Raw genomic sequence first — 12,953 nt, forward strand, 5'->3', positions numbered from 1 at the left:
GAGCACGACGTGGGTGACGGACTGACGTACCGCGGGCTGGAGCCGGCGGACGTGCCGGCGGTGCTGGAGCTGTTGACGGCCTCGCTGGCGGGCGGCCCGACCGGGCGGCGCAGCGCGGAGTTCTTCGACTGGAAGCACCGGGCGAACCCGTTCGGGTCGAGCCCGGGCCTGGTCGCGGTGGCGGACGGCGGCCGGGTGGTGGGGGTGCGGCTGTTCCTGCGCTGGGAGTGGCGGGACGGCGCGGGGCGGACGGTGCGGGCGGTCCGCCCGGTGGACACCGCGACGCACCCGGACTTCCGGGGCCGGGGGATCTTCCGCCGGCTGACCACCGAGCTGCTCGAACAGGTCTCCGGTGACACCGAGCTGGTGTTCAACACGCCGAACGGGAACAGCCTGCCGGGCTACCTGAAGATGGGCTGGCGGGAGCTGGGCCGGGTGCCGGTGGCGCTGCGGGTGGCCCGGCCGGTGTCGTTCGCCCGGGGGGCCCGGGCGGCGCTGACCCGGCGGCCGGGCCCGTCCGGGCCGCCGCGCTGCGAACTGCCGTCCGCCGCCGACTGGCTGGCCGGCCCGGACCCGCGGCTGGCCGGGCTGCTGGCGGAGCGCGCGCGGGCGGACGCGGCCGATCCGCGGCTGCACACCGTCCGCACCGCCGGGTACCTGGCCTGGCGGTACGGGGCGGCGCCGGGCCTGGACTACCGGGTGGCGACGGTCGAGCGGGGCGGCGAGCTGGTCGGGGTGGCGTTCGGGCGGCCGCGCCGGCGCGGCCCGCTGGCCGAGTTCACGCTGGCCGAGCTGATCGTCCGCCCGGGCGACCGGGAGACGGCGGGCCGGCTGCTGCGGGCGGCGGCGGCCTCCGGCTGCGACCACGCGGCGACCCACCTGGCGCCGGGCACCGAGGCGGCCGCGGCGGGCCTGCGGGCGGGCTGCCTGCGGGCGCCGCGCACCGGCATGGTGCTGGCGGCCCGCACCCCGGCCGGCCCGCTGCCCGCCGGACGGGCGCTGGCCGACTGGCGGTTCAGCCTCGGCGACCTGGAGGTCTTCTGATGGCGGTGCTGGTCGCGGCCCGCTCCGCCACGTCCGGGCTGCGCGGCGTGCTGCGCCGGGGCCGGCTGACGCTGCTGGCCTGGGCGGTGGTGCTGGCCTACGTGACGGTGTTCGTGCTGGCGATGGTGCACACCACGTACGACACCTGGGGGGCGCTGCTGGTGGCGCCCGCGCTGATGGCGATCGGCACGCCGATCCTGGCGCGGGTGGCGGGGGCGAACCCGGAGCGCGGGGTGTTCAAGCTGCTGATGGTGGCGATGGCGGCGAAGCTGGCCTGCGCGTTCCCCCGCTACCTGATGGCGTTCGTGCTGTACGGCGGCGCGGCGGACGCCAAGATGTACCACCAGAAGGGCTCCGAGCTGGCCCGCTACCTGACCACGGCGGACTTCTCGGCGGGCCTGCACTACGACCTGGGGATGAAGGTCGCGGGCACCGGTTTCGTCATCATCGTGACCGGCGTGGTGTACGCGGTGACCGGGCCGACCCTGGTCGGCGGGTTCCTGGTGTTCTCCTGGATGGGCTTCTGGGGGCTGCTGTTCTTCTGGCGGGCGCTCCAGATCGCCTTCCCGGAGGCGGACTCGCGGCGCTACGCGAAGCTGGTGTTCTTCCTGCCGTCGCTGCTGTTCTGGCCGTCCAGCATCGGCAAGGACGCCTGGATGATGTTCTGCCTGGGCCTGACCACGTACGGGGTGGCCCGGCTGCTGGACCGGCGGTTCGGCGCGTTCGCGTGCATCGCGCTGGGCTCGCTGGGCACCGCGATGGTGCGGCCGCACGTGACGGTGCTGGCGGGCGCGGGCCTGAGCGTGGCGTACCTGCTGCGCAAGCGGCCGCAGCAGGTGTCGGCGCTGGGGCCGCTGCGGACGGTGCTGACGGCGGCGGTGCTGGGCGTGGGCGTGATGCTGATGCTCCAGCAGGTGTCGACGTTCTTCGGCACCGCGGGCACCGGCGGGGACGCGGTCAACCAGGTGCTGTCGGAGACCTCGCGGCGCACCTCGCAGGGCGACTCGGTGATCAACGCGGCGACCGCGGACGAGCCGGCGCCCGCGTTCAGCCTGAACCCGGTGAAACTGCCGATGTCGGTGGTGAGCGTGCTGTTCCGGCCGTTCCCGTTCGAGGCGTCGAACATCCAGAACCTGATCCAGTCGGTGGAGTGCTTCGCGCTGCTGGTGATGTTCGTCCGGGCCTGGCCGCAGCTGGCGCGGATCCCGAAGCTGTTCGTCCAGCGCTCGTACGTGGCCTTCACCGTGGTGTACACGCTGCTGTTCTGCTGGGCGTTCTCGACCATCAACAACATGGGCATCCTGTCCCGCGAGCGGGTGCAGGTGCTGCCGCTGGTGCTGGTGCTGCTGGCGATCCCGAAGCCGGCCGCGGACCGGCCGGCCCGCCGGGGCCGGCGGCGGCCGCCGCGCTGGCGCGCGCAGCCCGGCCAGTGGGGCGCCGCCCGGCCGCCAGGCCCCGAACTCCCGGCCGCCGTCGGCGCGCCGGGTCCGTCTCGAACCCAGGGGGGCTCGACCTCATGACGACCGACCGCACGGCCCACGACCTCGACCGCCCGGCCGTCCTCGGCGGGGCTCCGGCCTTCCCCGAGGGCCTGCCGCTGACCCGGGTGCGGGTGCCCGACCGGGAGGGGCTGCTGGAGCGGCTGGCCGGGGTGCTCGACTCCGGGATGCTCACCAACGGGCCGACCGTGCGCGAACTGGAGGAGCGGGCGGCCGAGTTGCTGGAGGTGCCGCACGTGGTGGCGGTCTCCAACTGCACGGCCGGCCTGATGCTGGTGCTGCAGGCGGCCGGGGTCGGCGGGGGGCGGCCGGTGCTGATGCCGGGCTTCAGCTTCTCGGCGACCGCGCACGCCGCGCACTGGGCGGGCGGCACCCCGCTGTTCGCCGAGGCCCGGGAGCAGGACATCACGCTCGACCCGGTGGACGCCGAGGCCCGGCTGAAGACGGCCGACTCCCCCGCCGCGATCATGGCCACCCACGTGTACGGCACGCCCTGCCAGACCGAGGAGCTGCGGCGGATCGCCGACGCGGCCGGGCTGCCGCTGGTGTACGACGCGGCGCACGGCCTGGGCTCGAAGCGGCGCGGCGTGCCGGTCGGCGGCTTCGGCCTGGCCGAGGTGTTCTCGATGAGCCCGACCAAGGTCGCGGTGGCGGGCGAGGGCGGCCTGGTCGCCACCCGGGACGCCGCGCTGGCCCGGACCATCCGCACCGCCCGCGACTACGGCAACCCGGGCGACTACGACACGCTGTTCCCCGGCCTGAACGCCCGGATGAGCGAGCTGCACGCGGCCGTCGGCCTGACCTGGCTGGCCGGCCTGCCCGAGCGGGTCGCCCACCGCGGCGCGCTGGTCGCCGAGTTCGCCCGCGCCACGGCCGGCCTGCCCGGCCTGCGGCTGGCCCTGCCGGAGGAGGGCGACACGTCGACCTTCAAGGACCTGACGCTGATCCTGGACGCCGAGGCGTTCGGCCTGGACAACCGGCAGCTGGCCGACGCACTGAAGGCCGAGGGCATCGACACCCGCCGGTACTTCTACCCGCCCGTCAACCGGCAGAAGGCGTACGCCCACCTGGGGCAGGCGGAGGAGCTGCCGCGCACCGACCGGCTGGCGGCCTCGGTACTGACCGTCCCGCTGTGGTCGCACATGGACGCGGCGGCGGTCCGCCGGGTCGCCGACGCGGTGGTGCGTGTCCAGCCCTTCGCGGCGGAGGTCCGGGAGGCGCTCGGGCGCGCCTGAGCGAGCCTCGCAAGGCGGTTCGGCCGTTAGTCGGATCAGGTGAACTCGGTTGGACCGAAGGGAGGTTGGGGGGCCAGGATGGCCGTCATGTTCAAGGGATTCCGCAGCTTCCTGCTGCGCGGCAACGTCGTCGACCTCGCGGTCGGCATCGTCATCGGCGCGGCCTTCACGGCCGTCGTCACCGGTTTCGTCGCGGCCTTCCTGACCCCGCTGATCGGCATCGCCTCCGGTGCGGTCGGCGACTTCAGCAAGGAGGCGTTCACGGTCACCGGGGTGACCTTCCCGTACGGCGCGTTCCTGCAGGCCCTGATCAGCTTCGTGCTGGTCGCCGCGGTGATCTACTTCGCCGTGGTGATGCCGGTCGGCAAGCTGCAGAACCGCTTCAACCCGGTCAAGGACACCCCGGTGGCCAAGGCCGACTGCCCCGAGTGCCTCAGCACCGTGCCCGCCGCGGCGACCCGCTGCGCGCACTGCACCAGCGAGCTCGCCGGCCGCCCGGGCTTCCCGGCCCAGGCCGCCGCGGCCGCGGCCGCCCGCTGACGCGCCCGCACCCCGCGCGCCGCACCGGCGCACCCCCGGCCCGGACGGCTCCCGCCGTCCGGGCCGGGCCCGTTCCGGGCGGGAGCGCGGGCGGGGTCGGGGGCGCGCCGCCCGAAGTGGATCACCGGTCTGGACCACTGGTGGTTTAACGGAACCTTACGACGAGCCGATCGGGGGCTTTTGTCCCACCCCGGATGAGCGGGTGGTGCACGGACGATGGATCCCGGATGACCGAAACGAGACGTCATTTCGCCCGACCATGCCCGCAAATGCCCGATTTAAGCGAGCGAAGAGTCTGTAAACAGTTGAACTCCAGGCCGTTCCGCTCTCCTCAGCGGGCGTGTTGTGGGCTTACGGTATGCCCCATGACCTCGCCCCGCTCCTACGACGGAGTCGGCTACCCCTCTCCGTCCTTCTCCTCCGGCACGCCCATCTACGACAGCCTGGTCGCAGAGCGCGGCATTCCGCAGATCGCACCCATCAACGTGCCCCCGGCCCTCCCGGCCTCCTCCTGGTCCTCCGCCTACGGCAGCGGTTTCGGCACCGGCTTCGACGCCCCCCAGTCGAACCTGCCCGCGCTGCCCCCGGCCCGCCTCGCGCTCGGCCCCGGCCCCAGCAGCACCCCGGCCCCGGCGCCGTACATCCCGGCCCAGCCGGGCGGCTACGCGGCCGCGCCGATGCCGCAGCAGGGCGGCTACGCGAGCGCCCCGCAGGGCTTCCCGAACCAGCGCCCGGCCGCGCCGTTCCCGCCGCAGCCCGCGCCGGGCTACCCGGCGCCGCAGGCTCCGGGCAGCGGCTTCGCGAACGCCCCGCAGAGCTTCACGCCGACCTTCAACTCGCAGCAGTTCGGGGCCCAGCCGGCCCCGCAGCAGCAGCAGTTCGGCGACCAGTCGTTCGGCGGCAACTCCTTCGGCGGCAACGGCCTGCGCCCGGCCGCGGCCCCGCAGCAGTACCCGCAGTACCGGCAGTACCCGCAGGCCGGCTGAGAACCCCTCGGGGGGCAAGGTCACCACGCGACGACGCGTTTCATCCCCCACACCCGCCGGCCCCGGGCCGGCCCCCGGGCCCTGTCCCAAGGACCCCTCCGGTTCCCCGCACCCCGTTCCCCGGGTGCGGGGAACCGCTCGTACCGGGGTGCGGGCGCCTGGCAGGATAGGCGGCATGCCGCGCCTCGCCTCCCTGCACCTGTACCCGGTCAAGTCGATGTACCGCCTCAGCCCGCCGTCCGCGACGGTGCAGCCCTGGGGCCTGGCGGGTGACCGCCGCTGGATGCTGGTGGACGCCGCCGGCACCGCGGTCACCCAGCGCGACGAGCCCTCGATCGGGCAGTTCCGGGCCGTCCCGTCCGCCGACGGCGGCTCGCTCACCCTGACCGGCCCGGACGGCGCCGTCCACACGCTGGCCGCGCCGACCCTGGCCGCCGGCGCCCCCGAGACCGAGGTCTCCGTCTTCGGGACGCGCTTCTCCGCCGCCGAGGCGCCGAAGGAGACCTCCGGCTGGCTGGCCGAGCGGCTGCCCGCCGGCCTCGGCGAGGTCCGCCTGGTGCACCTGGACCGCCCCGCCACCAGCCGCCCGATCGACCCGGCGTACGCGGACCCGGGCGAGACCGTCTCGCTGGCCGACGGCTACCCGCTGCTGGTCACCACCACCGCCTCGCTGACCGAGCTGAACGCCCGGATCGCCGACGACCACCCCGACGACCCGCGCAAGGGCGCCGCGCTGCCGATGGAGCGCTTCCGGCCGAACCTGGTGGTCGACGGCACCGCGCCCTGGGCCGAGGACGGCTGGCGGCGGATCCGGGTCGGCGCCGTCGAGTTCCGGGTCGTCAAGCCGTGCGGCCGCTGCCTGGTCACCACCACCGACCAGGAGACCGGCGAGCGGCGCGGCCCCGAGCCGCTGCGCGCGCTGGGGCGCCACCACCGGTTCGACCAGAAGCTGGTGTTCGGCCAGAACCTGGTGCCGGTGCGCGGCCCGCGGGGCGCCGACGTCCTCGGGACGCTGGAGGTCGGCGCCGAGGTGGAGGTGCTGGAGAGCGGCCCGGCGCCGGAGCCCGAGCGGCGCTGAGCCCCGGCCGCCGTCCCGCGCACCGCCCCGACCGGCGTCAGCTTCGCGCCACCGGAACCACCCCCGGCCTCGTTCGTTGAACCGGGCGCCGGGCCCGGACGGCGGCCCGCCGGGTCCGCCCCGCGCGCTACGGTGGGGCCGACCGCACCGCGCCCCGGCGCGACCGGCGCGACCGGTTCGACCGGCGCGACAGCCCAAGCTGCCGCGACCGAGGCAACCGCCGCAACCGACGCAACTGCCGCAACCGACTCAACAGACGAAGGCGGGGATGACAGATCGCCATGGGTGAGCTCAGGGTCCGGGTCACGCAGGACAGCGCCTCGCGCTGGCGCCGGCGCGGTGGCGAGTACGCGACGCTCCGCGAAGCCCTGGAGGTCGCCGAACCCGGCGACACCCTGACCCTGCGCGCGGGCACCTTCCGCGAGGCGGTGCTGATCGACAAGCCGGTGTCGCTGGTCGCCGAGCAGGGCGCGGGCAGCGTGCGGATCGCGCCGCCGGCCAGCGCGGTGCGCGGCGGCCCGGCGCTGACCGTGACGGCGGCGGCGACCGTCCGGGGCCTGGTGCTGGAGGGCTCCGACCGGTCCGCCCCGGCGGTGCTGCTGGCGGACGGCGCGGACGGCGCGGTGCTGGCGGACTGCCGGGTGGAGGCCGCGTCCTCGGTGGGCGTGGAGCTGGCCGACGGCGCCCGCGGGCAGCTGCTGAACTGCGTGGTGGAGAACCCGGCCGGCCTCGGGGTGCGGCTGCGCGCCCGCTCCCGGGCCGAGCTGGTGGACTGCGAGCTGGCGGCGGCCGGGCAGAGCGGCCTGGCGGTGCTGGGCGGTTCGCGGCTGCGCGCGGAGCGGGTGAAGGTCCGCCGGGCGGGCGGCGCGGGCGTGCTGCTGGCCGATCCGGGGACGGAGGCGGAGCTGGTCGGCTGCGAGGTCTCCGAGGTGCGCGGCTCGGGCGTGCAGGCGGAGGCGCAGGCGGTCGGCCGGCTGTTCGACTGCGCGGTGCACCGGGTGTCCGGCAACGGCCTGAGCCTGGACAGCGGCGCCGAACTGGAGCTGTCCTCCTGCCGGGTGCACGACGTCCCGGAGAACGCGGCCGACCTGCGCGGCGGCGCGAAGCTGACGCTGCGCCAGACCACCGTGCACGGCTTCGGCCGGGGCGCGCTCTCGGTCTGGGACGGCGGCACCCGGGTGCTGGCCGAGGGCTGCCGGTTCCACTCCGCGCAGGGCGACTACCCGGCGCTCTGGGTGAGCGACGGCGCGGCCGTGGAGCTGGCCGACTGCGCGCTGGACGACCTGCCGGACGCGCTGTTCGTCCTCGACCAGGGCTCGACCGCGACCGCCCGGGACTGCTCGTTCAGCGCGATCCGCTCGTCCGCCGTCTCGGTCAGCGGCGGCGCCAGCGCCGACCTGGCGAGCTGCCGGATCCAGGGCGCGGGCACCGGCCTGTGGTTCCGCGACCACGGCTCGGGCGGCCTGCTGACCGACTGCGAGATCTCGGACGTGGCGACCGGCGTGATCGTCACCAAGGGCGCCGACCCGGTGCTGCGCGAGTGCACGGTGCGCGGCGCGAGCGAGGCCGGGGTGTACGTGTCGGCGCAGGGGCGCGGCGAGTTCGACACCGTACGGGTCTCGCAGGGCGGCGGCTTCGGCTTCCACGTGATCGACGGCTGCCGGACCAGGCTGATCCGCTGCCGGGCCGAGCGCAACGCCCGGGCCGGGTTCGAGTTCTCCGAGCCGGGCCCGGTCGCCGAGGGCTGCACCTCGGACGACGCCGCGCCCGCCGTACCGTCCGCCGTACCGTCCGCCGTCCCGGGGCCCGCCGCGCCGGCCGCTCCCCCGCTGGCCACCCTCGTCCAGCACTCCTCGTCCGCTCCGGCCGGGGCCGCCGCGATCGCGCCGATCCCGGACTGCCGGCCCGCCGAGGTGGCGCTGGCCGAGCTCGACTCGCTGGTCGGGCTGGCGACGGTCAAGCAGGAGGTCCGCACCCTGATCGACCTGATCTCGGTCGGCCGGGCCCGGCAGCGGGCCGGCCTGAAGGCGCCCTCGCCCCGCCGCCACCTGGTCTTCACCGGCGCCCCCGGCACCGGCAAGACCACGGTCGCCCGGCTCTACGGCGAGATCCTCGCCTCGCTGGGCGTGCTGCAGCGCGGCCACCTGGTCGAGGTCGCCCGGCTCGACCTGGTCGGCGAGCACGTCGGCTCCACCGCGATCCGCACCGCCGGCGCCTTCGACCGGGCCCGCGGCGGCGTGCTGTTCATCGACGAGGCGTACGCGCTCGCCCCCGAGGACGGCGGCCGGGACTTCGGCCGGGAGGCGATCGACACCCTGGTCAAGCTGATGGAGGACCACCGCGACGAGGTGGTCGTCATCGTGGCCGGCTACACCGCCGAGATGGAGCGCTTCCTGGCCGCCAACCCCGGCCTCTCCTCGCGCTTCTCCCGCACCGTCACCTTCCCCGACTACAGCGCCGCCGAGCTGCTCGACATCGCCCGCGCCCAGGCCGCCGAACACGAGTACCGGCTGTCCGAGGACACCGAGGCCGCCCTGCTCGGCCACTTCACCGCCATCGACCGCTCGGCCGGCTTCGGCAACGGCCGCACCGCCCGCCAGGTCTTCGAGACCATGGTCGAACGCCACGCCTCCCGGGTCGCCCACCTCCCCTCCCCCACCACCGAGGACCTCCAACTCCTCGTCCCCACCGACCTCCCGGCCTGACCGGCCCCGCCCATGTCCGTTCGCGGCCCCGCTCGTTGAACCCCCCGTGGGCAAGAGAGCGCCGTGGCTGGTCTCCGACGAGTCGTGGGGGCGGATCGAACCCCTGCTGCCCGCCCGGCGGCAGGGGACCGGCCGCCCTTCGCTGAACGACCGCCGCTGCCTCCAGGGGATCCTGTTCGTGCTGCTGACCGGCATCCAGTGGGAGTGGCTGCCGCAGGAGCTGGGCTTCGGCTCGGGCATGACCTGCTGGCGCCGGCTGCGGGACTGGCAGGAGTCGGGCGTCTGGGACCGGCTGCAACGGGTGCTGCTGGACGAGGTGCACCGGGCGGACGAGTGGGACTGGTCCCGGGCCCGGCGCTGAGCCGCCGGGGCCGGTGGGCCGCGTCAGGGCCGGTGGGCGGCCAGCGCGGCGGCGAGGCGGTCGCGCAGGGCGGTCTGTTCGGCGATCCGGCGGTCGAGGACGGCCAGCCGGTCGCGGGCCACCGCGAGGGTGCGGTCGGTGGGCCGGTGGCCGGTGACGTCGCCGTCCAGGCAGGGCAGGAAGGCGCGGACGTCGTCGAGGGTGAGGCCGACGGCGAGCAGCGCCCGGATGTTGCGGACCCGGACGACCGCCTCCTCGCCGTAGACCCGGTAGCCGTTGTCGGCGCGCCGGGCGTCGATCAGCCCCGCCTGCTCGTAGTGCCGCACGGCCCGGGCGGTGGTGCCGGTCCGGGCGGCCAGTTGACCGATCCTCACCCGGCCGATCCTCCCACCCGCCCGGACCGCCGCGCTCATCCGACGACCGCGCCGCCGTCCACCGGCAGGACCACGCGGGTGACGAACCCTGCCGCCTGCGTCAGGGTCAAGCCGCCGGCGGCGTCCGGGGGTTCAGACCAGCCGGGCGCCGCCGTCGACGTGCAGGACGGTGCCGGTGACGTACGGGTTGTCGATGGCGTGCAGGACGGCCTTGACCAGGTCGTCGGTGGTGCCGACCCGGCGGGCCGGGTTGCGGGCGGCGACCGAGGCGAGGAAGGCGGCCTTGTCGGCGCCGAGGCCGTCCCAGGAGCCGGTGTCGACGATGCCGGGGGAGACCGCGTTGACCCGGACCGGGGCGATCTCGACGGCGAGGGCCCGGACCAGGAAGGCGAGGGCGCCGTTGGTGGTGGCCATCACGGTGCGGCCGGGGACGGGGCGCCAGGCGGCGACGCCGGAGAAGAAGGTGAGCGAGCCGTCGGCGGCGATCTGCCCGGCGAGGTGCTTGGCGAGCAGCAGCGGGCCGATCACCTTGGCGTCGAACGCCCGTCGCACGGCGGCGGGTTCGAGCTCGGCGAGCGGCCCGTTGGCGGGCACCGCGGCGGTGGAGACCAGGTGGTCGAAGCGGCCGAGCCGGGCGGCCAGCGCCTCGATCGAGGCTTCCTCGGTGAGGTCGACGGGCAGCACGGTGGCCGGTCCGGCCAGTTCGCCGGCGGTCCACTCCAGCTTGCGCGGGTCGGGGCCGGCCAGCACGAGTTCGGCGCCGGCGGCGGAGGCGGTGCGGGCGAGCCGGCGGCCGGTGCGGGAGCCGGCGCCGATGACGACCAGGCGGCGGCCGGACAGGTCTGCGGACATGGCGGGTTCTCCTCGGGGGTGCGGGGATCGGGCGGCCGGTGGGGTTCCTCCCGGCCCGGTCTCCAGCCTGCTGCGTGCCGCCCTGATAGGTCCAAGGCTTGTTTTCGACCGTTCCCATAGACTCCGTGCATGGCAACGCTTCGCCAGTTGGCGTACCTGGCCGCCGTGGTCGACACCGGCTCGTTCACCCGGGCCGCCGAGCTGCTGCACGTCACCCAGCCCGCGCTCTCGCACCAGGTACGGGCGCTGGAGGGCTCGTTGGGCGGCCCGCTGCTGGAGCGGCTGCCGCGCGCGGTCCGGCTGACGCCGCTCGGCCGGGCCGTCCTCCCGCACGCCCGGGCGGTCCTCGCCGACGCCGAGCGGCTGCACGCGGCGGCCCGCCGGGCGGGCGGCCTGGTGGAGGCCGAACTGGAGGTCGCGGCCGTCCACTCGGTGGCGCTCGGCCTCCTGCCGCCGGTACTGCGGGCCTGGCGGGCCCGGTACCCGGGGGTCAGGATCCGGCTGCGCGAGTACCCGCACGCGGAGCTGCTGCGGGCCGCGACGGCGGCCGGCCGGGCGGACCTCGCGGTCGGGCCGCTGCCGGACGACTGGGACGGCCCCGTACGGGAGTTGGGCGTCGAGGAGTTCGCCCTGGTGCTGCCGCCGGACGACCCGCTGGCCGGGACGCCCGGCGGGGTCCTGCCGCTGGCCGCGCTCGCCGACCGGGACTGGGTGCACTACGCGCCCGGGCACGGCCTGGCCGAGGTGCTGGACGCCGCCTGCGCCCGGGCCGGCTTCACCCCGCGCCCGGCCGTCCGCACCGAGCAGACCTCCGCCGCCCCGGCCCTGGCCGCCGCCGGCCTCGGCCCGACCCTGGTGCCCGCCTCCGTCCTCCCCGCCGGGCTGGACGCCGCCGTCCTGCGCCCCGACCCGCCGGTGCGCCGCGCCCTGGCCGCCTACACCCGCACCCGCCCGGACCGGCTGACCACCGCGTTCACCGACCTGCTCGCCGAGGTCTCGACGCGCTGAGCCGGCCCGGCCCGGCCCGTCGGGCACCTGGTCTGCGCACGACGGGTCAGAAGACGGCAGGTCAGAAGACGGTGGGTCAGAAGACGGCGGTGAAGGCGTCGATGCGGGGCTGGTCGAGGTCGGGGCGGAGGCGGCCGGTGCGGGCGAGGGTGACCATGCCGTGCAGGGCGGACCAGGCGAGTTCGGTGTAGCCGCCGGGGTCGTGGCCGGCGGCGTTGGCGCTGCGGGTGGCGGGTTCGGCGATGGCGGCGAAGGCGGCGTGCAGGGGGGCGGGGGCTTCGGGGGTGCCGAAGGGGAGGGTGCTGGGGAGGGTGAAGATCGCGTCGTAGAGGGCGGGGTTGGCCTCGGCGAAGGCGAGGTAGGCGCGGGCGACGGCGGCGAAGGCCGCCCGGGGGTCGGGGACGTCGGCGGCGGCGGCCCGGAGCAGGGTGGCGAGTTCGGCGCAGCCTTCGACGGCGACGGCGGCGACGATCGCGTCCTTGCCGGCGAAGTGGCTGTAGAGGACGGGCTGGCTGTACTCGATGCGTTCGGCGAGGCGGCGGGTGGTGACGGCGTCCCAGCCCTCGGCCTCGGCGAGTTCGCGGGCGGTGCGGACGATCAGCTGTTCCCGTTCGGCGCGTTCGCGCGCCCGGCGTTCCTTGATAGCCATGAATGGAATCCTAGCATCGCTAGACATCCGGCCGCCGGCCGGTCTAGCATCATTCTTGTCGCTAGCGCCGCTAACCAACCGGCGGCGCACCGCACTTCACGCCGCGTCAGAGACCAGGGGGAACCACCATGTCCGCACTCACCAGCACCACGACCAGCACCGGCACCGCCGTCCGCGAGCCCAGCGGCCGCCTGCGCGTCAACCTCGCCACCGTGTTCACGGTCCTGGTCGCGCTCGGCATCGGCTACGTCGGCGTCAGCTACCTGTTCGCCCCGGAGCAGACCGCCTCCGGCTTCGGGATGCCGGTCTGGCCGCGGGGCGAGGCCGCCGACTTCCTGACCGTGAAGGGCGTCCGGGACGTCGTCTCCGGCCTCGTCCCGCTGGCCCTGCTGCTGACCGGCCACCGCCGGGCGCTCGGCTGGGCGCTGCTCGCCGAGTCGGTGACGCCGTTCGGCGACGCCACCACCATCCTGCTGCACCACGGCAGCACCGCGACGGCCTTCGGCGTGCACGCCGCCACCGCCGTCTTCGTGGTGGTCACGGCCGCCCTGCTGCTCACCGAGCGCCGGGCGGGGAACGGCAGGAACTGACTCTCGGCCCCGGGCCGACCCTCGGCCCTCGG

12 protein-coding genes and 1 pseudogene are annotated in these 12,953 nt (G+C 75.7%); 10 read left to right on the forward strand and 3 right to left on the reverse strand.

Going from position 1 to position 12,953, the window contains the following annotated elements:
- Positions 1-9: 9 nt before the first annotated feature.
- The 8 genes and pseudogenes from KSE_RS08055 to KSE_RS08090 form a co-directional block, all read left to right on the forward strand.
- A complete protein-coding gene (locus KSE_RS08055; RefSeq protein WP_014134788.1) occupies positions 10-1,044 on the forward strand; it encodes a GNAT family N-acetyltransferase in 1,035 nt (344 codons plus the stop codon).
- On the forward strand, positions 1,044-2,564 hold the full coding sequence (locus KSE_RS08060; protein ID WP_014134789.1) for a hypothetical protein: 1,521 nt from the start codon (positions 1,044-1,046) through the stop codon (positions 2,562-2,564). Before KSE_RS08055 ends, KSE_RS08060 begins: the two co-directional genes overlap by 1 nt.
- Positions 2,561-3,778, forward strand: coding sequence for a DegT/DnrJ/EryC1/StrS family aminotransferase (locus KSE_RS08065; RefSeq protein ID WP_014134790.1), 1,218 nt, complete (start codon positions 2,561-2,563; stop codon positions 3,776-3,778). Before KSE_RS08060 ends, KSE_RS08065 begins: the two co-directional genes overlap by 4 nt.
- Positions 3,779-3,865: 87 nt before the next feature.
- A complete protein-coding gene (gene mscL, locus KSE_RS08070; protein ID WP_033258584.1) occupies positions 3,866-4,318 on the forward strand; it encodes a large conductance mechanosensitive channel protein MscL in 453 nt (150 codons plus the stop codon).
- Between the two features lie 365 nt (positions 4,319-4,683).
- Positions 4,684-5,304: a DUF6643 family protein gene (locus tag KSE_RS08075; RefSeq protein WP_014134792.1), complete on the forward strand. Its 621-nt coding sequence runs from the start codon at positions 4,684-4,686 to the stop codon at positions 5,302-5,304.
- 175 nt (positions 5,305-5,479) lie between these two features.
- Positions 5,480-6,382: an MOSC domain-containing protein gene (locus KSE_RS08080; RefSeq protein ID WP_014134793.1), complete on the forward strand. Its 903-nt coding sequence runs from the start codon at positions 5,480-5,482 to the stop codon at positions 6,380-6,382.
- A 281-nt stretch (positions 6,383-6,663) separates the two neighbouring features.
- Positions 6,664-9,087 (forward strand): right-handed parallel beta-helix repeat-containing protein, encoded by a 2,424-nt coding sequence (locus KSE_RS08085; RefSeq protein WP_014134794.1) that lies wholly within the window; start codon positions 6,664-6,666, stop codon positions 9,085-9,087.
- 46 nt (positions 9,088-9,133) lie between these two features.
- Positions 9,134-9,439: pseudogene (locus tag KSE_RS08090) on the forward strand (transposase); the annotation flags it as partial.
- Positions 9,440-9,471: 32 nt separating this feature from the next.
- On the opposite strand, the gene KSE_RS08095 reads toward KSE_RS08090, so the two are convergent.
- Positions 9,472-9,822: a MerR family transcriptional regulator gene (locus KSE_RS08095; RefSeq protein WP_014134796.1), complete on the reverse strand. Its 351-nt coding sequence runs from the start codon at positions 9,820-9,822 to the stop codon at positions 9,472-9,474.
- 132 nt (positions 9,823-9,954) lie between these two features.
- Entirely contained in the window at positions 9,955-10,674 is a 720-nt protein-coding gene (locus KSE_RS08100) for an SDR family oxidoreductase (RefSeq protein ID WP_014134797.1), read from the reverse strand.
- A 129-nt stretch (positions 10,675-10,803) separates the two neighbouring features.
- On the opposite strand from KSE_RS08100, the gene KSE_RS08105 reads away from it, so the two are divergent.
- Entirely contained in the window at positions 10,804-11,682 is an 879-nt protein-coding gene (locus tag KSE_RS08105; protein ID WP_014134798.1) for a LysR family transcriptional regulator, read from the forward strand.
- Positions 11,683-11,758: 76 nt separating this feature from the next.
- On the opposite strand, the gene KSE_RS08110 is transcribed toward KSE_RS08105, so the two are convergent.
- Positions 11,759-12,331, reverse strand: coding sequence for a TetR/AcrR family transcriptional regulator (locus KSE_RS08110; RefSeq protein WP_014134799.1), 573 nt, complete (start codon positions 12,329-12,331; stop codon positions 11,759-11,761).
- A gap of 128 nt (positions 12,332-12,459) precedes the next feature.
- Here KSE_RS08110 and KSE_RS08115 point away from each other — a divergent pair, with 128 nt between their 5' ends.
- On the forward strand, positions 12,460-12,921 hold the full coding sequence (locus KSE_RS08115) for a DUF4267 domain-containing protein (RefSeq protein ID WP_014134800.1): 462 nt from the start codon (positions 12,460-12,462) through the stop codon (positions 12,919-12,921).
- Positions 12,922-12,953: the final 32 nt, after the last annotated feature.

The organism is Kitasatospora setae KM-6054 (assembly GCF_000269985.1).
Taxonomy (GTDB): domain Bacteria; phylum Actinomycetota; class Actinomycetes; order Streptomycetales; family Streptomycetaceae; genus Kitasatospora; species Kitasatospora setae.